Here is a 20551-nt window from a genome sequence, read left to right as displayed (position 1 = left end):
GATAATTGGTAGTTGCACGACAAAAATGATAATCTAATTAAAGGTTCTAAAAGTCAGGAATATTAGCATGGTATACAAAAGCATACATACTTCTAGTGCCGTTCCCAAACAAATTAAAGAAGATGATGATGATTCCTATGTTGACTATTTTTATGACGATCCGGGGGCTCCGCCGGGAACTCTCGACTTAGAACCAGATGCGCCGCCTCCGGAGATTGTATTAATTGACTATTGCGAAACAGGCGCAAGTCGCGCCAATTTGGCAAATCCTCAAGAAGCTGCTGCGTATTTAGATACAGAATCGGTTTCTTGGGTTGATATGTTGGGATTGGGAAACAAAGAAACTTGGCGACAAATGGGCGAAGTGTTTAATTTACACCTAATGGCTCAGGAAGATGTAGTTAATGTTCCCCAGCGCCCTAAAGTTGTAGATTACGAAAATCACATTTTAATCATTGCTTGGATGGTGATGGTGCACCCAAAATTAGATACTTTTCATAAAGAACAAGTAAGTTTTATTTTGGGCAAGCATTACCTGTTAACTGTTCAGGAAGAACCGGACTATGATTGTTTTGACCCCGTGCGCGATCGCATTCGCAAAGGACAAGGAAGTATTCGCAAGCACGGAGCCGATTATCTGGCTTATACTCTTCTAGATTCGATTATAGATGGATTTTTCCCTGTATTAGAAGTTTACGGAGAGCGCATTGAAGAACTAGAGGATGAAGTGGTGGTGAACCCCACCCGCAACACCCTGGAAAAAATCTATAAAATCCGGCGAGAATTGCTGACTCTGCGCCGCGCCATTTGGCCGCAGCGGGATGCAATTAATGTTTTGATTCGAGATAGCAGTGATTTGATTAGTCCCGAGGTGCGAATTTACCTGCGCGACTGTTATGATCACACGGTGCAGGTGATGGATATGGTCGAAACCTATCGAGAGTTGTCTTCGGGTTTGATGGATGTTTACTTGTCTTCGGTTGGCAATAAAATGAATGAAATCATGAAGTTGCTGACGGTGATTTCGAGTATCTTTATTCCTCTAACTTTTGTGGCGGGAGTATACGGGATGAATTTCAATACAGAGAAATCTCCATTGAATATGCCAGAACTGAATTGGTATTTTGGCTATCCGCTTTGTTGGGCGCTGATGGTAGCGATCGCCTCGGGTTTAGTTTACTTCTTTTGGCGGCGCGGCTGGTTTGAAAACTTTTCTACTATTAAAGATGACTGAGTTCGGGACTCATATCAAATCCGATCGCTCGACACGATATTTTTCGGGATACGGCGTTGATATGTTTGTTATGCCAGTTCAAAAAAAATGCAACTCTAGGTAATACCTTTCTAGATTTTAGTCGGAAGATGGTTCAATTCCTGTACAATAAATCTGGGGAAAAAGTAGGCGCAGGCGGTTGCGGATTGGCGAAAGCTGGTCTGAGGAAAGTCCGGGCTCCCGAAAAACTAAACTTGCTGGGTAACGCCCAGTGCGAGCGATCGTGAGGATAGTGCCACAGAAAGATACCGCCCCCTGATTTGAGATTTGAGATTTGAGATTGAATCAAAAATCAAGCATCGAAAATCGCAAAGTGTTAGGGGGTAAGGGTGCAAAGGTGCGGTAAGAGCGCACCAGCAGCATCGAGAGGTGCTGGCTCGGTAAACCCCAGTTGGGAGCAAGGTCGGAGGGACTATGGTTGGTTTTTTACCAGTTCCGTTTTTTGGTACCGCTTGAGGCGTTTGGTAACAGGCGTCCCAGATAGATAACTGCCCTCGAAAACTGCTTGCAGTGGAGAGAACAGAACCCGGCTTATGTCCGACTTTTTCCCCCCATTTAATTAAAATTACCGCTTGGGATATAAGGTAAACAAATCCTTTCGACCTGTTTTATGTTGGGAAAGGTGTGCACTGCTTTTGGGTAAGGTGCACCATAAGCACCCGGAGGAATATTGAGTTTTTCAAATAAAAAAAATTATTAATATGAATCTGATACAAGTTTAAAAAAATAATGCAACTTTTGACAAGCTCGAAATCCGGATAGTCATCCGTCATCCGTCATTCTCAAATCTCAAATCTCAAATCTCAAATCTCAAATCTCAAATCTCAAATGGTATGATTTATCCGGGTCGCCAAAAGCAACTTGAAACATTAATTCAAAAATTAGGACTGACGAAGGATGCTTCGATAAAATGGCATCTCCTCGATTTAGCTTTGACTCATGCGAGCGCGTCAGCTAAGGCAAATTACGAGCAACTAGAGTTTGTCGGCGATGCAGTCGTGCGGCTGGCGGCGTCGGAATTGTTGTTTGAGATTTATCCTGACTGTACAGTGGGGGAATTTGCTGCTATTCGATCGATCTTGGTGAGCGATCGCATTCTTGCTAAAATCGCTGAAAGTTACGGGTTCGATCGCTATTTAATTGTTTCCAGCAGTGCCGCCTCGGACAAAACAGGCGCCGAACCCCGACTGGCCGATGCTTTGGAAGCGGTACTGGCTGCGCTTTATTTGAGTACCCATAGCTTAGAATTAATTCGCCCTTGGCTAGATTCTCACTTTCAACGCTTAGCGACAGAAATCCGCAGCGATCCGGCCCGCCAAAACTACAAAGCCGCTCTCCAAGAGTTGACTCAAGGGAAATACAAAACTTTGCCCAAATATAGCGTCCAAGAAACCGGGACTGTGCAGGGTGGGGAGGATCGTTTTACCGCAGAAGTTCTCATTCAGGGAAAGTTGGTAGCAGAGGGAAAAGGTCGATCGATCAAAGCGGCCGAACAAGCAGCGGCTCAGGCAGCTTTCAATAAATTAGTTGGTAGTCAGTTGACTGTTGACTGTTGACTGTTGACTGTTGACTGTTGGCTGGTGTTATCAGTGATTGGTTATTTGTTAGCTGTTACCAATAACCAATAACCAATAACTACTCCCAACAGTCAACAGTGATTTTTTTGAATTAAAACATAGATAATAATAACAAAATATGCTATAATTCCTGTGCGATTTTTGAAATTATAATTAATGAAAATCGGAATAGCTGTATTGGGTGCAGGTCGCTGGGGAGTTAACTTAATTCGCAACTTTCTCGAACATCCCAACAGCCAAGTTTTAGCGGTGGTAGACCCGAATCGAGATTCATTGGCGGCCGTTCAAACACAGTTTAATCTGGATGCCTCGGTGATTCTAGCTACCGATTTGTCTCAAGTGCAAGCCTTGCCGGGACTGCAAGCTGTGGCGATCGCCACTCCAGCTTCCACACACTACACCCTCGCAGCAGCAGCGCTGCAACAAGGCTACCACGTTTTAGCAGAAAAACCTCTCGCCCTCAACCTCACTGAAGCAATAGAACTCTGTCAATTAGCCGAAAAACAGCAGCGGCAACTCTTCGTTGACCACACTTATCTATTTCATCCAGCAGTCGATCGAGGCCAAAGAGTTATTCAACAACATCAACTCGGAAAATTGCGCTACGGTTACGCCCAACGCACCCATTTTGAACCGGTGCGGCACGACGTTGATGCCCTTTGGGACTTGGCTATTCACGATATCGCTATTTTCAATACTTGGTTGGAACAAACGCCAATTGAAGTAAGCGCGATCGGCACTGTATTTCCGAAGGAAGAAGCAAGAATGGAGAGGGAAGAGGGAATAAATAAAGAAGTAGCAGCAGAAATACAAAATCAATTTGCTTCTTCACGGATAACTGCTAATCATTCAGAAGGACTAGCCGATTTAGTTTGGGTAACGCTTACCTATCCCGATGGATTTCAAGCATTTATTCACCTGTGCTGGCTAAATCCCGACAAACAACGGCGCTTAACAGTTGTTGGCAGTTTGGGAACCTTGATTTTTGATGAAATGTCGCCAGAAACTCCCCTGATTGTGCAGCGCGGTAATTCGGATTTGGGGGGCGAAGAGAATAATTTTTGGGAAAGTGCGATTCCCTACGGGATAGCTTCGCTTCACGCGCCGCAGCGAACAAGCCTCAGACATCGCGAAGTGTTGAGTTTAGAACAAGTAGAACCGCTGAGGAGAGTGTGCGATCGCTTCCTCAACTGCGTGCAAACAAATACCCCCTGTCTTACCTCTTCGGGCGCGGCTTCCGTCGAATTAATCCGCATTCTCAGCACTTTGAGCAAATCCCTCAAACTCGGGGGACAGCCCCTAATACCATTTTAGATTTTAGATTTTAGATTTTAGATTTTAGAGTGGGAAAATCACTCCTCAACTTTTGACATTTCCCTTTTCCGTTACTAAGTCTGGGCTGTGAAAATAAAAACTTGACTGCTGATTGACAGGCAAAGAAATCATCACCGTAGTACCTTGATTCACGCCCGCGCTGTGCAGGGTAATGCTTCCGATCATAGATTCCATTATCCTTCGGGAGATAGCCAAGCCCAAACCGTTACCGCCAAACCTGCGAGTTGTAGAACCATCAGCCATCACAAAAGGTTGAAACAATTTCTGCTGGTGCTCGGGATCAATACCAATTCCCGTATCTTTAATTGTCACCACCACCCAATCGCTTTGACCGATCGGGCTAGTCGTACTTTCACCACTGCCGTTAGAATTACCAGAATTAGTCCTCGATTCTAGCCGCACAGATATATTAATGCTGCCCGACTCTGTAAACTTAACGGCATTGCTCAAAACATTTAAAAACACCTGTTTTAGCTTCTCTGGATCGGCATGAACAATAATCGGATCATGAGGCTCTGGCAAACTTAACTTCAAGCCTTTTTCCTCTATTTGACTCGCTTGCAAATCAATCGCGTCTTCAAGTACCTGGGTAATGTCAACTACTTCTAACATCATGGAGAAGGTGCCGGATTCTATTTTAGCAATGTCCAAAATATCATTAATAATATTGAGCAATTGCATTGACGAGTCGTGGGCCCGCTGTAAAAATTCCATTTCTTCATCTCGGTCATCGCAGTAGCCGTCCCGCACAATTTGAATAAAACCAATAATTCCGTTGAGCGGCGTTCTCAATTCGTGAGAAATATTCCCCAAAAATTCATTTTTTAATTGATTGGCAACTTGCGCTTCCTTGGTTGCGACTTCCAATGCTTTTGCCCTGGATCTGAGACCCTGCACCATGCTGTTTAGTGCTTCTGATAGTTGATTGAATTCCCTAATTTGGAAATCTTGGGGCACTGTCTGCGACGCTTCTGTATCTACTTTCATCGCGTAGTCTCTCAGTTTTTCCACTGGACGCGCCAAGTCGCGAGACAGGTATAAAGTTGCGATGATACTAGCAGCAACCAAACCTACAATTAAATTAAATAAAACTTGCTGAATTTCTTCCAAACCTGACAGAGCGTAATCTAAACGAGAGACTGCTAAAATAATCCACTTGCTGTTCTCCTGTTTAGTTGAAGGACTCGGGATAGCAGCGTATCCTGCTAGCAACTCTACACCATTTCTTTCAAAGGAAAATAGGTGGAGAAAATCTTGTCCGCCGGCGATCGCCCTTCTGACAATACTTTTTAGTCGATCGGCATCTGCCTCTTGGGCGATATTGCGGCCCACGCGCTTGATATTCGGGTGCGCCAAAATCGTTCCATCTTGGTCTATCGCCACCGTATAGCCGGCTAGAGAACCCTTGGGAGCGCTGGTTTGCACAGGCAGGGCCGACTGCAAACTCAAAGCATAACTCAACTGCAGGCTATTGCCCCGACGAATGTAAACAGGAGCGCTCAACACCAAACTCGCTTGGCTATCGGAGCCTTCTTTACCCGCATAGGGAAAATCCTCAGCCCCCAAAGCCACGTTCTGATCGTTTGCTGTCCCCTGTCGCTGCTTAGGTAAGGACAGACTGATGTAAACGCTCTTGTCGTCCAGCAGCGTTTGCTGCTGCTGTACGGGCGGCCAAAATTTTGCCGGCAACGACTGAATCGGCTGCTGCCCGCAAGTGCTTGCTATCACTTGATTTGTCTTTAAATTCGTCAATTGCAAGCAATCAACCGGCGCTGGTAACCGCTGCCCTAATTGCGCGATAAACTTTTGATAATCCTTCGGACTTACAGACTGCAACATCGAGCTTTCCGAAGCGCCGATCAGATTCGACTTCAGCGATTTCGCCCACTGTTCAATAGTGTCTGCTTTTCTGACTGCACTTTCTTTCAAGTTTTGACGAGCAGTTTCCAGAAGCGTCGAGCGTGCCTTGCGATAGGTAACATACTCCCCCACCAGTAGAACAGGTACGCTGAGCAACAAAATCCGCGACAGTAAAATACGGCGAAAGGAGGATTGACCTAACTTAACCATAGGAAATATCTAAATTAAGGTGCAACACCCAACAGCGACCATTAAAGTGAAATAAACCAGACCTAAAGCATGAATCTGTCTAGGGGGCTCTGCTGACTGGACAACACAGCTTCAGAACAACATTTAAACACAATTATAGAAGCCACTGTAGTAATCTCGATTCAAAGTGTGTGGACCTAAAGATGCTCAGCAATTTGTTTCGCAAATGCCTGTGATTTCGGTCACACTTCCCTTCTCAATTCTCGGAGCGACTGGCACCTCATCGCCCCAGGGCACATTTTTCAGGCTGGAAAAAGCGTCGGGTGGACATACCGCAGTTGCTTGAAGCTAGAATCGCATAGATGCACTCGCCCCAAATTAACAGGCAAAAAGTTCGGTTTCCGGGTAGTGTACAGAGAGAATTCTTGCTCGATCGCACTTTTTCTTTCCGAATGCCTTCGAGAGATGGACCAGAGATGGGCGATGCAAGATTTTGCACCCTGTGAAAGATTTCTTTTGCCATCCGGTTGATTCGGTGACAATAATTCACCGATCAAACAAAAAGAATGAGAGGATCGAGCTGCCGATCGACTCTGACAACCCTAATGTGGGGAACCTTGGCCCAAACAGTGCACCCACGCTCCGTAAATTCGCGGTCTCGGCAATAATCTCCATAGCTTAATCGATGAAAAAAAACTTTAGCAATTATACGTATTATTACACAAACAACCGTCCGAGATATCATCACACTTATTTGATATCTCCCCTTTTAGAAATGCTGGCGACACTTCCGCAGACCAGCAAGACAAAACTCCGAGTTTTGGATCTCGGCTGCGGCAATGGCAGCCTCAGTCACGTTATCGCAGAGCACGGCTGCGAAGTTGTCGGCGTTGACACTTCTGCGCCCGGAATTGCCATCTCCCGTCAAAGTTTCCCCGAGTGTCAGTTTATCCAAGCAGATATTTACGACCTCCCAGATACCGATATTCTGAACTCATTTGATGTTGTCTTAGCTATTGAAGTAATCGAACACTTGCTTTATCCTAAAGAACTAGCAAAAACTGCCAAAAGATGCCTCAATCCGGGAGGAAGACTAATTATTTCCACACCCTATCACGGCTATTTTAAAAATCTGGCTTTAGCCGTTTCTGGCAAACTAGATAAACATTTTACCGTTCTTTGGGATAACGGCCACATTAAATTTTTTTCAGTAGAGACGCTGACCAAGTTATTAACATCTGAAGGATACACCGACATAAAATTTAAATTTGCTGGTCGGTGTCCCTATCTTTGGAAATCAATGTTATGCTCTAGTACGTTCTCGCCACAAGCAGAGAAGTTATGAGTTTTGAGTTGTAAATTTTCAGCCAATTAATTTTTCTGAATAAACTACCAGCCCTCATGAAAAGTAAAAGATAACTTTTATGGTGAAATGGTGAAACAAATAAAATGACGGTTGGCGTTTGGATATTAGGCGATCAACTTTGGCAGAACCAAGCTGCTATCAACCGCACCGATGATAAATCTTCCCTACTGGGATTTCCTAGCGGGCCACCGGGAAAAACTTCAGTCGATCGGTTCCATGAGTTTTCTCTTAGCCAATCTCGACAAAATGCCACCGGCAGAATTGGCAACCATCCGCCAAAAAGCGGCAGAGTGGCACTTAGGAAGTCATGAGTCAGTAGTCAGCAGTCATTAATCATTAATCATTTGTTATTTGCTACCCATGCCCATGCCCCATGCCCCATGCCCTATGCCCTTTGCAATTCTTATTTTTTCCCTGACTTTTCCCTAAACATTCCACAGCGTTTCCACAGGCAAGTCTGAGGTTTTCCACAGATGCGACAAAGTTTTCCACAGAAATTAACGGCACGGTAGCATCTTGCTGCGGAATTGGGGATTACCTGAACTTGCTGCCTAATTCCTCATAAACCCCCCAACACATAAAGATATGTAACAAAAAATGCCCTGAAAAGCTTATTATTTGGTAAACCCTTTTTTTATCTAAAGGACTTTGTAATATTTCGCAACATTGACAAACCCACCCCCTCATAGCGCACAATGATGCGACCGACCTAAAAAAAAGCGCTCTGATTTCGGCTGTGCCTGCACCTGTATCCGGCCGAAGGGGGGGTTCTGTTTTCAATTTATTAGCGAGACTAAAAAAAATGATGAACCCAGCAGTCAGTATTTTTGCTGAAATTCCCGAAACGCTGCACGATTCTCTCAAAACTTACCTGGAAACCCATCCCGAATGGGATCTAGACCGAGTATTTTGCGCGGCCCTGTCGCTGTTTTTGTTGCAGAATGCCGATAGCGGTACGCCTGAAGCTTCGCGCAGTTATCGCCAAGCTGCGAGAGTTTATCTCGAAACTCTGTTTCAATCTCCTCAAGACTTGCACAGCAACAATGTAACTCCGTCATCTTAAAGGAGAAGGGGAGAGGGGGAGACGCGGTTTCTTGGAAGGATTTTAGTTGACCGAGAGGGCGTGCACTGCATAGGTGTCAACTTAAGCTTAAAATCCCTGAGAACTATCGCTTATAGCTTAATGCCGATCGCCATTGCATCTCCCGAGTCGTTGCGGGGACTTTGATAGCTTCAAGTCCCCCCGGACTCTCAGGGGATGCCGGGGGGATAAGCTACCTTATTCGTCAGACAGTAGACGGCTAGTACATAAGACGCGCTTGTTTACACCAATGGTGCTTATGGCGCACCCTACAGACTAATGACTAATGACTGAAGACTACATCATGCCCATGCCGCCCATGCCGCCCATGCCGCCCATGCCGCCCATGCCGCCCATGCCGCCCATGCCGCCCATGCCGCCCATGTCGCCCATGTCGCCGCCGGCTTTTTTCTTCTCGGGTTTTTCGACAATCACAGCTTCAGTGGTCAACACCATACCAGCAATGGAACCGGCATTTTGCAAAGCCGATCGCACCACCTTAGCGGGGTCAATAATCCCAGCGGCAATCATATCTTCGTACACGTCGGTAAGAGCGTTGTAGCCAACGTTGAACTCGCTCGCCCGCACTCGCTCGATGACGATGGAACCTTCAACGCCGGCATTATCAGCAATTTGACGCAAAGGAGCTTCCAAAGCTTTAGCAACCAAGTCAGCGCCTACTTGTTCTTCGGTGTCTAAAGTATTTCTGATCGCATCTATTTTTGTAATCAGGTGAAGTAGCGTCGTGCCGCCTCCGGCAACAATACCTTCTTCTACAGCAGCTTTAGTAGCGTTCAGAGCGTCTTCAATACGCAGTTTACGGTCTTTGAGCTCGGTTTCGGTAGCTGCGCCGACTTTAATTACAGCGATGCCGCCGGCGAGTTTGGCGATGCGTTCGCTTAGCTTTTCCTTGTCGTAGTCGGAATCCGTCGCTTCTAGCTGCTTGCGGATTTGCTCGATACGTTTTAGCACGTCAGCTTTGTGTTCGTCGCCAGCAACAAGGATCGTGTTTTCTTTGTCGATCGTAATTTTGCGGGCGGTACCGAGCATTTCTAGGGTGGCGGTATCGATGCTGAGTCCGACTTCTTCAGAAATCAGTTGACCGCCGGTGAGCACGGCGATATCTTGAAGCATAGCTTTGCGTCGATCGCCAAATCCGGGAGATTTGGTTGCTGCGATGTTCAATACGCCGCGGGCTTTGTTGACTACCAGAGTTGCCAAAGCTTCGCCTTCGATATCTTCGGCGATAATTAGCAACGGTTGACCGGTGCGGGCGATTTTTTCGAGAACTGGAATTAGTTCTTGAATCGAGCTAATTTTTTTGTCGGTAATCAGGATGCGAGCGTTTTCGTACTCAACTTCCATGCGATCGCCGTTAGTGACGAAATACGGAGAAAGATATCCGCGATCGTACTGCATCCCTTCGACAACTTCCAATTCTGTTGTCAGAGATTTCGACTCTTCAACAGTAATTACGCCGTCTTTCGTGACTTTTTCCATTGCTTGGGCAATCATGGCGCCGACTTCTTCGTCGTTACCGGCGGAGACAGTGGCGACCTGAGCAATGGCGCTTCCTTCAACGGGTTTCGCCAATTTCTCGATTTCCAGCACCAAGTGGGCGATCGTTTTTTCAATACCGCGGCGCAGCGCGACTGGGTTTGCGCCTGCAGCGACATTCTTCAAACCTTCGCGAATGAGGGATTGAGCGATAACCGTTGCGGTTGTTGTGCCGTCGCCTGCGATATCTTTAGTTTTGGAGGCGACTTCTTGAATTAAGCGAGCGCCGGCATTTTCCAGGGGATCTTCGAGTTCGATCTCCCTAGCAACGGTGATGCCGTCGTTAACGATTTGGGGAGCGCCGTATTTCTTTTCCAGTAGGACGTTCCGGCCTTTCGGGCCCAAGGTGATGCGGACAGCATCGGCGAGTTGATTGACGCCGCGTTCTAGTGCCCGCCGAGATTTGTCGCTAAATGCAACTATTTTGGTCATGTTTGTCTCCAATCGCTTACATTAGCAAATTTAGCACTCTCTGAGGCTGAGTGCTAAGTTGATCGATTTTTGATTGTAGCGCGCCTCAACGGTGTGGGGGATTGCAGGGACGGAGTGGAGATTTGGGCGATCGTTCCGGGTGGCTAAGGATAGGGCATTGCCGTGTCCCCACAGATATCGTGTTCCCACAGATATAATGTGGTTTGTTACATATCGATATAATCAGGTTTTGGTTCAGGCCTAAACCCAATTTTGATGGCGCGTTATCCCAAAGCAGAATTTTTATAAAAAATTTCTTAACTGGTGTTTTCGGTCATCTACCTTTCGATATAGCTTTTCTTTTTTTTCAAACTTCTACCTTCTATAGCAACCGCCAAGACTATTAGGACGTTCTTAATTGCTGAAATATGAGCTTGAAGATTGCGCCTTCCCTCGGACTTCTTCATTCTTCCTTGTACCTTGTTCCTTGCATCCGTTACATCCGTTACAAAATCCGTTGCCGAACCTTCTTCCTTTCCTCAATTAATCTCAAATTACGCACTAACAAATGGCTCGTTATTCTCGACTGCAAAAACTCGGCTCTTATATGCGCCCGCACTGGAAGCCAACATTCTGGGGCATTTTTTCGCTGTTAATTGTCAATGCTGTGGGCGTTTACATTCCCCTGCTGATTCGGAATTCAGTTGACACTCTGCAAATTGCGACTAAATTTGACCAAGTTTTCAACTACGTGCTACTCATTCTGATTCTCGCCTCAATTATGTGGGTAATTCGGATGGTGTCGCGGATTTTGCTGTTTGGCGTTGGGCGTCAAGTCGAATTTGATCTCAAACAGCAAATATTTAATCATTTATTAACATTAGAACCGTCTTATTTTGCTTCCAATACGGTAGGGGATTTAATTAACCGCGCTACTTCCGATTTGGACAATATTCGGCGCTTGGTGGGGTTTGCGGTACTCAGTTTGGCGAATACAGCTTTTGCTTATGCTTTGACTTTGCCGGTGATGTTGGGGATTAATGTAAGGCTGACGCTGTTGGCGATCGCCGTTTATCCTTTAATGTTAGTTTTGGTGCAGTTATTTAGCGACAAACTTCGCATCCAACAGTTAGCCGTGCAAGAGGAATTGTCGGCGATGAGCGATTTAATTCAGGAAGATATGAGCGGGATGTCCGTAATTAAAATCTACGCTCAAGAAGAAAACGAACGCCGAGCTTTTCGCAATTCTAATGCGAAGTTGCTATCAGCAAATTTGCAATTAGCAAAAACTAGAAACTTTATTTTCCCCCTGCTGGGCGGTTTGGCAAGTATCAGTTTGTTGGTGCTGCTTTCTGCTGGTGGCGGGGCAATTGCTAATGGCCAAATTAGCATTGGCGATTTTGTGGCGTTGCTGATTTATGTCGAGCGCTTGGTGTTTCCGACGGCGCTGTTGGGTTTCACGATTACTGCTTACCAGCGGGGAGAAGTGAGTGTCGATCGCATCGAATCAATTCTGACTGTGGAACCGCAAATTAAGGATGGTGCCGATGCAGTTGAACTGCCAACTCCAGTCAAAGGCGAAATTGTCGCCCGCCATCTAAATTATACGTATCCCGGCGCTAAGACACCTGCGCTTAAAAACGTTGATTTTACCATAAAACCGGGCGAGACTGTCGCAATTGTCGGGGCGATCGGCTCGGGAAAATCAACTTTAGCTAATGCGCTGCCCAGATTGCTGGACATCGATCCGGGCGAGTTATTTGTAGACGGACAGGATATTACCCAGGTAAAATTGACTCAATTGCGCGGGGCGATCGCCTACGTTCCCCAAGAAAGTTTTCTGTTCGGCACTACCATCAAGAATAACATCCGCTACGGAAACCCTTTAGCCGAACAACCGGAGATTGAAGCAGCGGCAAAACAAGCGCAAATTCACCCCGAAATCCTCAACTTTCCGCAGCAGTACAAAACAGTTGTCGGCGAGCGCGGCATTACTTTATCCGGCGGACAGCGGCAGCGGACGGCACTTGCTCGCGCTTTGTTAGTTGACGCCCCAGTGTTAATTTTGGATGACGCTCTTTCCAGCGTTGACAATCAAACTGCTACCGACATTTTGCAAAACTTGGCAACGGGAACCGATCGCAAAACAGTAATTTTTATCTCGCATCAAATGTCGGCTGCTGCTAGTGCCGATCGCATTTTTGTGATGGAGAAAGGAGAAATAGTTCAGAGCGGCACTCACGCTGAATTGGTAGGGCAAACAGGGCTTTATCAGTATTTGTGGAACCAGCAAAAATTAGAAGAATTGCTGCATTGAAAAGTGACAGATACTTTGAGTTATGTCAAATCCGGTAGCATCGGAATTAATATTACCCACAGCCTGGACACGGCAGTGCCGTGTCCCTACAATTAATCGCGGTAGGGACACGGTAGTGCCGTGTCCTCTATATAATTCCGGTGCAACCGGAAACTATCTCATAGGATTTTGGGGATAAAGAAGCAACCAAATTCCTTGCCAAGCGATTTTAATTAGCTACATTACTCAAGGGAATTTCTTCGTGTTCTTGAAATAATTTAATCGATTGCAGACCATCTGAAGCAGCATCCCAAAGAATGAATTTGAAGCAGTCAGGAATATCGCGAATTGTCAGGGCTTTTGAATTAGCCAGCAGGTGAATATTAGCATTGTGACAAGCTTGAAGATTATAGTTAGGTATTCGCTCAGAAAGATGATGAATATTGTGGTAAGCAATATCAGCAGAAAACCAATTGAGAATAGTCGGTAATTTTAGGTAACTACTGCCTTCAATTGCGCCGAGAAGATAGTCCCAACCTTCGGCTTTATGAGCGTAGGAACCATCAAAATTATGCTGAACAAAGAAAATACAGATAAATATCGCTGCTGAACAAGTCATGACAATTGAGTAAACACTCCAGAAAAAGCCAAATCCCAGTAACTTGCTCAGATAAATCCAGCTACCAACAACACAAATATTGTTGAACAGTAAATCCCAAAACTCAGCCGTCGTATACCAATGTTTGGATTTATAAGAAGCAATGATTGCAGATAAACCCATGCCAAAATCTTGATTAAGACAAGCAAAAATATGTCGGATAAAACCAGTAATTCCCAAAATAAGCGCCAGTCTTGGTTTAATAATTAGATAGAAAAAACCACCGGGAAATAGCATCAATGGGTGTCTAAGTAACTGATACATCTTTTGACTAAATGGACTTAGCGCCGCAAATTTTTCGGTGGATATCAACGCCGAAGGGCCGCGGTACATATCCCAATTACCATTATGTTTGTGATGATAAGCGTGTCCCCTCGACCACGGGTACTGAGGAATCGCATTGATGATACCTAGCAGAAAACCCATAATGCGATTGACTTTTTTGGAACTAAAAAGAGAATAGTGCCCGCAATCGTGCATCAAAGAGAAACAACGTCCTGAGAAAAGTGTCATCAACACCATTATCGGCGGAAGAAGGAATACAGAAATGGCAGCCGTTTTAAATGCTAAAAACCATAAGAATGTATAAGGAATCACTGTATTGAGTATTTGGCAAGTAGCTGTCAAATTGTTGCTCTTCATATAAGGAGCCAGCACAAAATCTGACTTTTTGATCGCGCTTTTCATTCAGTATGTCTATGGTGTGTGGATAAGTGATTAGCTTAGCATCAGGATAGGTTCGCTATTTTTGGCATTGTTTTATTGCCGATAATTGGGTGAATTGCGGTTTAAATTTTGCCCATACTTTACAAAACTGCTGATAATATTTAGTTCATAGCCGCTTGTTATCTTCAACTCGCATTGATTTCTTGCCGCAGCACTGTAGCAGACTTTACCATATTTTTCAGCGCGGGAACAGTCTGCAATAAAGCATCTGTCTCTAATTTCCCAGCCAAAAATGCTTTCAGGGCTTTCTTTATTTCGCGGTTGTTACCAATCCGAAGATATTCCCATGTCTCAGCGAGAATCGTCATAACTCAACTTTGTTTGCAGAAAAAACTGTGAAGCCTGTCAGCCGCCAAGCAAATTGCTGCACCCGAAGGCATTAATATGATTGGGTGGTGGCACGATCGACCTTCGGTGATGTATGCCGCTATTGTTGCTTGCATCGTCTGTGGTACACTTTACCGTTGCGGGCTCTACCCCAACTTGATCGCACGCTCAAAGATTGGGCGATTCCCAAATCTTTTTATCCGTTGGGAGGGTGATAGGGGCGATCGACAAACCGCCCGCCCCGGAAGCCAAATTTGACACAACATCCAGAACCGCAGAGGATTTTGGATCAACTCCTTGAGAACAGAATTTGAGGAGCGATCGCAATTGCCTGCGTTTTTTGTGCTCGGAGATAGCTCGGATTTGCTACAATCTAATCGCACACGCGACTAGAAATGGGTTATGACCGAACTATTAGATGAGACGCTTTCTATTGAAATGGCTGCTCGCATCAAAAGCAACCGTAAAAACTGCTTTGACAACGCTTGTAAAGCAGCGTTAGCCACCGAGGGCGCGATTTATGTTCAAGGCTTTTTAGCCGTGCCGGGAGTGCCATATAAACCCATCGAATATAGCTGGATTGAACTCGACGAGCGAATTGTTGACCCAACTTTTCCCCATCTCGGTTTCCTCGCTCAAGACATTCATTACTTCCCAGTACAGCGCTTCAGCGTCAAGAAACTCAAAGCAATTCTAGAAGAATCAAAAGAAGATTATCCAGAAGACGACCCGCTGCCAGTTTATGGCAATCAACCTTATGAATATTACGGCGATTTGATGTTAGGCGGTAGCGATTACCAAAATGCTTACGATTTGGCTGCCGCTAAATGCAGGGAATTGAACCAACCCAAAAAACAGGATGCGAACTAATTCAAAACTTACCAAAAAATGGTTGGATGCGCCTATTATAGCAGTAAGGTACGCTGCACCCCACGTATAGAGGTTCAAGTAAGTGCTGAAACTCGAAATCTCGAATAATGAAAAGCAGCCAATAACGGATCTGATTTCTGATTCCCAATCAAATTCGCCAACAATTTAGCTGTCACCGGAGCCAACAAAATGCCATTGCGGTAATGCCCCGTAGCCCATGTCAAATTCTCCCAAGCACTAGCACCCAAAATCGGCAATTCATCGGTCGTAGCCGGCCGAAATCCCCACCAAAACTCCAGAATCGGATAATTGTGTAATTCGGGATATAACTTAATCGCTCCTGCTAGCAAACTTTGGATTCCCGCCGGCGTATTTCCCGGCGTAAAATCCACATTTTCGCTAGTTGCACCAATAATAATTCTGCCATCTTGACGTGGCACAATATAAATGCCAGTCCCAAATATAACGGTTTGCAGGGGCTGGATAACTCCACAATCTTCTGGTACACAGACTGACAGCATTTGTCCCTTTCTTGGAAAAACAGGAACATTCAATAACTGCTCAGACCAAGCACCCGCCGCCAAAACATAACGGTCTGCTTGCAATTGTCCTGCTGTTGTTTCAATGCCAACAACTCGGTTTCTCTGCCGAATAATTTCCTCGGCATTGCCTTGAATAATCTCAATCTGCAATTCTTTAGTTGCGGCCTGAAGCGTCCGAAATAAAGCGCGGTTGTCTACTTGAGCGTCGTCAGGATACCACCAACCGCCAATTACTTCTTGACCTAATCCAAACTGGTGCTGGCGAACAGTATCTCTGTCAAACCATTGAGAATTAAGGTTTGACAAAAGTGGCTTTTCTTGAGGCTCATTTTGACAAACTGGTGCGAGAATTCCCGATCGCCAATATCCCGTTTTCAATCCGGTAATGTCTTCTAGCCGTTCCACCCAGGCGGGATACAGTGCGCGGCTTTGCAAGCACAAATCCAACATCGGACTCGGGGGAATTCGTTCGGCTTGGGGGGCAAGCATTCCGGCTGCAGCCCGGGCCGTCGGTTGTTTAGAATCGGCGGTGAGAACCGCGACAGATGCTCCTCGCAATTTCAGTTCTACTGCTAGCGAAAGGCCAATTATTCCGCCGCCAATAATCAGAATATCTTTAGATGAATTCATTAACTTTTATATGGACTTTCTGGCTTTTTTGACCTCTCGGCTTTCTTTATGGTAAGGTGCCGCGTGTGCACCTTACAGTTAGAATTCTTGTGCAAGTCTTACATATTATCTTGCAAGGCGATCGTCCTATCTGACTTCCTTAACAAAAAATCTATGCTTGGGGTTTCCAGACAGTTTCAGAACCTTGACCCCAGAACCCGTCATATTTTGTCACCTTAATATCGCCTAAAACCTTGGTTTGGCAGGACAAACGACGGTTGGAGGCAGAAGAATGGGGAGGAACCGAAAGCCGCGCTTTTTCGCGCCACTGGGGCTCGGAAACTTCGCCCTCGACGGTGACGGCGCAGGTGCCGCAAGTGCCGAACCCGTGGCAGTTGATGACTTTGGCGTTGCCGTTGTAGAGATCGATGCCGTTTTTGAGCAATACTTCACGGAGATTCGCTCCGCGATCGCACTCAAATGTTTTTCCTTGCGCTTGTACCTTGACCACAGTAATTTACCCCGGTTAGATTTTGTTAATTTTCATATATATTATCCCATTAATTACAAATAAATTCATCTAATATAGTAAGTGATATATTACCAATTTATTGATCGCAATTTCCCATGACAAATCGGCTCTGGATCTACGATACCACGCTGCGAGACGGTGCTCAGTGTGAGGGACTCTCCTTATCTCTCGAAGATAAACTGCGAATTGCTCGGCAGTTAGACAGTTTAGGAATTCCCTTTATTGAAGGCGGCTGGCCGGGGGCGAATCCTAAAGACGTACAATTTTTTTGGCGTCTCAAAGAACAGCCCCTAACTCAAGCAGAAGTTGTAGCTTTTTGTTCGACTAGGCGGCCGGGAACTACGGCAACTAATGATGAAATGTTGCAGGCTATTTTGTCCGCAGGTACTCGCTGGGTGACGCTGTTTGGCAAGTCGTGGGATTTGCACGTTATTGAAAGTTTGAAGACGACGCTAGAAGAAAATCTGGCGATGATTCGAGATACAATTGAATATTTGCGGAGTCAGGGAAGGCGCGTTATTTACGATGCCGAACACTGGTTTGACGGCTACAAGCACAATCCAGATTATGCTATTAAAACTTTAGAAGTAGCGGCGGCTGCCGGTGCAGAATGGCTGGTGCTTTGCGATACTAACGGCGGTACTTTGCCTCACGAAATTAGTCAGGTTGTTCGCGAGGTTTTAGAAGCTTTAGGAACCAATTGCGACAAATTTTCACAATTAGGAATTCACACTCATAACGACTCGGGAGTTGCAGTTGCTAATGCTTTGGCTGCTGTGCGGGAAGGAGTAAGGATGGTACAGGGAACTATTAACGGTTACGGGGAACGCTGCGGCAATGCCGATTTATGTTCCTTAATTCCTAATTTTCAGCTAAAGTTGGGTCAGAATTGCATTGAAGACGAGCAATTAGTTAGATTAACTCAAGTAAGCCGCTCGATTAGTGAAATTGTCAATCTTGCTCCCGATGATCATGCTCCTTTTGTCGGTCTTTCGGCTTTTGCTCACAAAGGCGGAATCCACGTATCGGCTGTTGAGAAAAATCCGTTAACTTACGAACATTTGGAACCGGAAAAAATTGGCAACCGACGGCGAATTGTAATTTCTGATCAAGCGGGTTTGAGCAATGTTTTAGCTAAGGCTCGTACTTTTGGAATTGAGCTCGATCGCAAAAATCCTGCTTGCCGCCAAATTCTGGAAAAATTGAAAGATTTGGAAAGTCAGGGATATCAATTTGAGGGTGCTGAAGCGTCTTTTGAATTGTTAATGCGCGAAGCCTTGGAACAACGGCCGCCGTGGTTTGAAATTAAGGGATTTCAAGTCCACTGCGATAAGGTTGGCGAAGATTGTACGGCTTTAGCAACGGTGAAATTGTCAGTAAACGGGACAAATATTTTGGAAGCTGCGGAAGGAAACGGCCCGGTTTCGGCTTTGGATGCGGCTTTGCGGAAAGCTTTGGTAAATTTTTATCCGGCGATCGCGCATTTTTACCTGACAGATTACAAGGTGCGGATTCTCGATGGCGGTGCGGGAACTTCTGCTAAAACTCGCGTCTTGGCTGAGTTTAGTAACGGTCAAGACCGCTGGACAACGGTCGGGGTTTCTGGTAATATTTTGGATGCTTCTTGTCAGGCAGTTGTTGAAGGTTTGGAGTACGGTTTGGTGCTAGACAATCAAGAGGCGATCGCCCTAGTTTGCAAGGTACATTAACGACGAAATAATACAGTTGACTGTTGACTGTTGACGGTTGACAGTTGACTCGATTTTACCAGGATGAGGCTAGCGGATTTAATATTACAGACGAGATTAGGCAAAATCTGTGGGGTTTGGGGTATGGCGAATAACTTATCAATTCCAGAAGATTATCATGATTTTCTGCGGGAACTTAAGGGACGTATTTTGCAAGCTCAAGTGCGCGCTGTGATTTCTGTCAACCGCGAATTAGTGTTGCTTTACTGGCAAATTGGACGGGATATTTTAAACCGACAACAGCAGGGAGGATGGGGAGCAAAAGTTATAGACAATTTAGCTGCTGACTTGCAAAAAGCTTTTCCTGAGATGAAGGGTTTTTTACCTCGCAATCTCAAGTATATGAGAAGTTTTGCGGAAACTTACCCGAATGAACAATTTGTGCAAGAGGTGCTTGCACAAATTCCTTGGTATCACAATATCGCCTTAATGGAAAAGCTGAAATCGTCAGAGGAACGCCTGTGGTATGCACGACAAACTATCGAGGAAGGATGGAGTCGAAATGTATTAGTTCATCAAATAGAAAGCGGGCTATATCGGCGACAAGGGAAAGCTGATACTAACTTCTCTCGCACTCTCCCCAACCCACAATCAGAATTAGCTCAACAGTTGTTGAAAGATCCGTATAATTTTGATTTTATCAGTTTAGGCAAAGAAGCACAAGAGAGAGAATTGGAGAAGGCTTTAATCGCTCGCATTCGAGATTTTTTGCTGGAGTTGGGGGTGGGGTTTGCTTTTGTGGGCAGTCAGTATCATCTGGAGGTTGAAGGGGAAGATTTTTATATTGATTTATTGTTTTATCATTTACGTTTGCGGTGTTTTGTGGTAATTGATTTGAAGGTGGAAGCGTTTAAGCCGGAGTTTTCTGGGAAGATGAGTTTTTACGTTTCGGCGGTGGATGATTTGCTGAAACACCGGGATGATATGCCGACTATTGGGATAATTTAATTTAAAAATAAAAAGCAGAAGATTGTCGAATATGCTTTGCGGGATATGAATAAACCGATCGGCGTTTCGACTTATAAATTGTGGGAGGCTTTGCCGGAGCAGTTACAGGGAATCTTGCCGACTGTTGAGCAGTTGGAAGCGGAGTTAGAGGCAGTAGAAATTGAAATTGAGCAGGAATGATAAAAGGCGAGCGCTAGATTAAACCACTAAATTAATATTAAAACTAGGCTTAAATTCTATCAAAACAATTTTTAGTAAATTTGTAAGGATCGCGAATTAAATAACTTACAATTTTAATTGTTATTGTGGGATGGGCGTCCCACAATCTTGTGGAAGTTATTTAGGGCTTGCTGAATAATCGCTCGCACATCAAGAATAAGAGCGATCGATATATTCAAGCTCGATTAAAGATAAGTTTTTCTGTAGAGAGTTACTCGAATTATAATTGGAGATTATCTTCAACCACAAAACAGGTGTTCTTTTTCTAAATAGATATAAAAACACACAAAAAACCCGGCGCCACCAGGTAGAAAGATTCATTACCAAAAAAGTAATTGCAATAACTGTACTAGATGTATTATCAAGTTTAGCCATCACAAGGGTTCAGGCCGAATCTTCGTTTGCCTTGTCCGAACTTGCCCTCAAT

Annotated in this window: 19 protein-coding genes, 1 other RNA gene and 1 pseudogene; 12 read left to right on the top strand and 9 right to left on the bottom strand. The window is 45.1% G+C overall.

Translation table 11 applies throughout. The annotated features are described in order from the left end of the window. The first annotated feature begins 67 nt into the window (after window positions 1-67). From corA to QUA40_RS16650, 4 genes are all read left to right on the top strand, one after another. Window positions 68-1234 carry a magnesium/cobalt transporter CorA gene (gene corA / locus QUA40_RS16665; RefSeq protein ID WP_333127696.1) on the top strand — a complete coding sequence of 389 codons (1167 nt, stop codon included), beginning with the start codon at window positions 68-70 and terminating at the stop codon, window positions 1232-1234. A 161-nt stretch (window positions 1235-1395) separates the two neighbouring features. Beyond that, window positions 1396-1822, top strand: an RNA gene (gene rnpB, locus QUA40_RS16660) — RNase P RNA component class A. Between the two features lie 284 nt (window positions 1823-2106). Next, window positions 2107-2829: a ribonuclease III gene (rnc, locus tag QUA40_RS16655; RefSeq protein WP_333127694.1), complete on the top strand. Its 723-nt coding sequence runs from the start codon at window positions 2107-2109 to the stop codon at window positions 2827-2829. Window positions 2830-3006: 177 nt separating this feature from the next. Beyond that, entirely contained in the window at window positions 3007-4164 is a 1158-nt protein-coding gene (locus tag QUA40_RS16650; protein ID WP_333127692.1) for a Gfo/Idh/MocA family oxidoreductase, read from the top strand. Between the two features lie 45 nt (window positions 4165-4209). Here QUA40_RS16650 and QUA40_RS16645 read toward each other — a convergent pair whose 3' ends face one another. Continuing rightward, the gene (locus QUA40_RS16645; RefSeq protein ID WP_333127690.1) at window positions 4210-6255 is read right to left on the bottom strand and encodes an ATP-binding protein; all 2046 of its coding nucleotides are present in this window, start codon (window positions 6253-6255) and stop codon (window positions 4210-4212) included. 664 nt (window positions 6256-6919) lie between these two features. Here QUA40_RS16645 and QUA40_RS16640 point away from each other — a divergent pair. The 3 genes from QUA40_RS16640 to QUA40_RS16630 all read left to right on the top strand — a co-directional run bounded on the left by QUA40_RS16640 (window position 6920) and on the right by QUA40_RS16630 (window position 8663). Continuing rightward, the gene (locus tag QUA40_RS16640) at window positions 6920-7579 is read left to right on the top strand and encodes a class I SAM-dependent methyltransferase (protein ID WP_333127688.1); all 660 of its coding nucleotides are present in this window, start codon (window positions 6920-6922) and stop codon (window positions 7577-7579) included. 171 nt (window positions 7580-7750) lie between these two features. After that, a complete protein-coding gene (locus QUA40_RS16635; protein ID WP_333127687.1) occupies window positions 7751-7933 on the top strand; it encodes a hypothetical protein in 183 nt (60 codons plus the stop codon). A 472-nt stretch (window positions 7934-8405) separates the two neighbouring features. Then, entirely contained in the window at window positions 8406-8663 is a 258-nt protein-coding gene (locus QUA40_RS16630; protein ID WP_333127712.1) for a DUF2811 domain-containing protein, read from the top strand. A 315-nt stretch (window positions 8664-8978) separates the two neighbouring features. Here the strand turns inward: QUA40_RS16630 and groL are convergent, their stop codons facing one another. Continuing rightward, window positions 8979-10670 carry a chaperonin GroEL gene (gene groL / locus QUA40_RS16625; protein WP_333127684.1) on the bottom strand — a complete coding sequence of 564 codons (1692 nt, stop codon included), beginning with the start codon at window positions 10668-10670 and terminating at the stop codon, window positions 8979-8981. Between the two features lie 30 nt (window positions 10671-10700). Next, the gene (locus QUA40_RS16620; RefSeq protein WP_333127682.1) at window positions 10701-10859 is read right to left on the bottom strand and encodes a hypothetical protein; all 159 of its coding nucleotides are present in this window, start codon (window positions 10857-10859) and stop codon (window positions 10701-10703) included. A 358-nt stretch (window positions 10860-11217) separates the two neighbouring features. Here QUA40_RS16620 and QUA40_RS16615 point away from each other — a divergent pair, with 358 nt between their 5' ends. Beyond that, window positions 11218-12966 (top strand): ABC transporter ATP-binding protein, encoded by a 1749-nt coding sequence (locus QUA40_RS16615; protein WP_333127680.1) that lies wholly within the window; start codon window positions 11218-11220, stop codon window positions 12964-12966. 208 nt (window positions 12967-13174) lie between these two features. Here the strand turns inward: QUA40_RS16615 and QUA40_RS16610 are convergent, their stop codons facing one another. From QUA40_RS16610 to QUA40_RS16600, 3 genes are all read right to left on the bottom strand, one after another. Beyond that, window positions 13175-14290: a fatty acid desaturase gene (locus QUA40_RS16610; protein ID WP_333127678.1), complete on the bottom strand. Its 1116-nt coding sequence runs from the start codon at window positions 14288-14290 to the stop codon at window positions 13175-13177. A gap of 164 nt (window positions 14291-14454) precedes the next feature. Further along, a complete protein-coding gene (locus tag QUA40_RS16605) occupies window positions 14455-14637 on the bottom strand; it encodes a hypothetical protein (protein ID WP_333127676.1) in 183 nt (60 codons plus the stop codon). Between the two features lie 3 nt (window positions 14638-14640). Then, window positions 14641-14772 (bottom strand): hypothetical protein, encoded by a 132-nt coding sequence (locus QUA40_RS16600; RefSeq protein ID WP_333127674.1) that lies wholly within the window; start codon window positions 14770-14772, stop codon window positions 14641-14643. Between the two features lie 286 nt (window positions 14773-15058). Between QUA40_RS16600 and QUA40_RS16595 the strand changes: the two genes are divergently transcribed. Continuing rightward, window positions 15059-15526 (top strand): hypothetical protein, encoded by a 468-nt coding sequence (locus QUA40_RS16595; protein ID WP_333127673.1) that lies wholly within the window; start codon window positions 15059-15061, stop codon window positions 15524-15526. A 74-nt stretch (window positions 15527-15600) separates the two neighbouring features. Here the strand turns inward: QUA40_RS16595 and thiO are convergent, their stop codons facing one another. Beyond that, the gene (thiO, locus tag QUA40_RS16590) at window positions 15601-16698 is read right to left on the bottom strand and encodes a glycine oxidase ThiO (protein ID WP_333127671.1); all 1098 of its coding nucleotides are present in this window, start codon (window positions 16696-16698) and stop codon (window positions 15601-15603) included. 151 nt (window positions 16699-16849) lie between these two features. Next, on the bottom strand, window positions 16850-17188 hold the full coding sequence (locus tag QUA40_RS16585) for a 2Fe-2S iron-sulfur cluster-binding protein (RefSeq protein ID WP_333127669.1): 339 nt from the start codon (window positions 17186-17188) through the stop codon (window positions 16850-16852). A gap of 116 nt (window positions 17189-17304) precedes the next feature. On the opposite strand from QUA40_RS16585, the gene cimA reads away from it, so the two are divergent. The 3 genes from cimA (at window position 17305) to QUA40_RS29035 (ending at window position 20085) form a co-directional block, all read left to right on the top strand. After that, complete coding sequence (gene cimA, locus QUA40_RS16580) at window positions 17305-18918, top strand: citramalate synthase (RefSeq protein ID WP_333127667.1); 1614 nt, start codon at window positions 17305-17307, stop codon at window positions 18916-18918. Between the two features lie 123 nt (window positions 18919-19041). Further along, entirely contained in the window at window positions 19042-19905 is an 864-nt protein-coding gene (locus QUA40_RS16575) for a PDDEXK nuclease domain-containing protein (protein ID WP_445301156.1), read from the top strand. Between the two features lie 45 nt (window positions 19906-19950). Further along, window positions 19951-20085 (top strand): hypothetical protein, encoded by a 135-nt coding sequence (locus QUA40_RS29035; RefSeq protein WP_445301155.1) that lies wholly within the window; start codon window positions 19951-19953, stop codon window positions 20083-20085. A gap of 214 nt (window positions 20086-20299) precedes the next feature. Here QUA40_RS29035 and QUA40_RS16570 read toward each other — a convergent pair. After that, window positions 20300-20551 (bottom strand): annotated as a pseudogene (locus QUA40_RS16570) (transposase); the annotation flags it as partial.

This window comes from Microcoleus sp. Pol11C3, assembly GCF_036701485.1.
GTDB lineage: Bacteria > Cyanobacteriota > Cyanobacteriia > Cyanobacteriales > Microcoleaceae > Microcoleus.
The sequence above is the reverse complement of the archived record's forward strand: the minus strand, read 5'-3'. Positions and strand labels throughout refer to the sequence as shown.

Bases quoted from the DNA above. Each gene is read 5' to 3' on its own strand.
- corA (WP_333127696.1), top strand. From the start codon at position 68: ATGGTATACAAAAGCATACATACTTCTAGTGCCGTTCCCAAACAAATT.
- rnc (WP_333127694.1), top strand. From the start codon at position 2,107: ATGATTTATCCGGGTCGCCAAAAGCAACTTGAAACATTAATTCAAAAA.
- QUA40_RS16650 (WP_333127692.1), top strand. From the start codon at position 3,007: ATGAAAATCGGAATAGCTGTATTGGGTGCAGGTCGCTGGGGAGTTAAC.
- QUA40_RS16645 (WP_333127690.1), bottom strand. From the start codon at position 6,255: ATGGTTAAGTTAGGTCAATCCTCCTTTCGCCGTATTTTACTGTCGCGG.
- QUA40_RS16640 (WP_333127688.1), top strand. From the start codon at position 6,920: ATGAAAAAAAACTTTAGCAATTATACGTATTATTACACAAACAACCGT.
- QUA40_RS16635 (WP_333127687.1), top strand. From the start codon at position 7,751: ATGATAAATCTTCCCTACTGGGATTTCCTAGCGGGCCACCGGGAAAAA.
- QUA40_RS16630 (WP_333127712.1), top strand. From the start codon at position 8,406: ATGAACCCAGCAGTCAGTATTTTTGCTGAAATTCCCGAAACGCTGCAC.
- groL (WP_333127684.1), bottom strand. From the start codon at position 10,670: ATGACCAAAATAGTTGCATTTAGCGACAAATCTCGGCGGGCACTAGAA.
- QUA40_RS16615 (WP_333127680.1), top strand. From the start codon at position 11,218: ATGGCTCGTTATTCTCGACTGCAAAAACTCGGCTCTTATATGCGCCCG.
- QUA40_RS16610 (WP_333127678.1), bottom strand. From the start codon at position 14,290: ATGAAAAGCGCGATCAAAAAGTCAGATTTTGTGCTGGCTCCTTATATG.
- QUA40_RS16605 (WP_333127676.1), bottom strand. From the start codon at position 14,637: ATGACGATTCTCGCTGAGACATGGGAATATCTTCGGATTGGTAACAAC.
- QUA40_RS16600 (WP_333127674.1), bottom strand. From the start codon at position 14,772: ATGCAAGCAACAATAGCGGCATACATCACCGAAGGTCGATCGTGCCAC.
- QUA40_RS16595 (WP_333127673.1), top strand. From the start codon at position 15,059: ATGACCGAACTATTAGATGAGACGCTTTCTATTGAAATGGCTGCTCGC.
- thiO (WP_333127671.1), bottom strand. From the start codon at position 16,698: ATGAATTCATCTAAAGATATTCTGATTATTGGCGGCGGAATAATTGGC.
- cimA (WP_333127667.1), top strand. From the start codon at position 17,305: ATGACAAATCGGCTCTGGATCTACGATACCACGCTGCGAGACGGTGCT.
- QUA40_RS16575 (WP_445301156.1), top strand. From the start codon at position 19,042: ATGGCGAATAACTTATCAATTCCAGAAGATTATCATGATTTTCTGCGG.
- QUA40_RS29035 (WP_445301155.1), top strand. From the start codon at position 19,951: ATGAATAAACCGATCGGCGTTTCGACTTATAAATTGTGGGAGGCTTTG.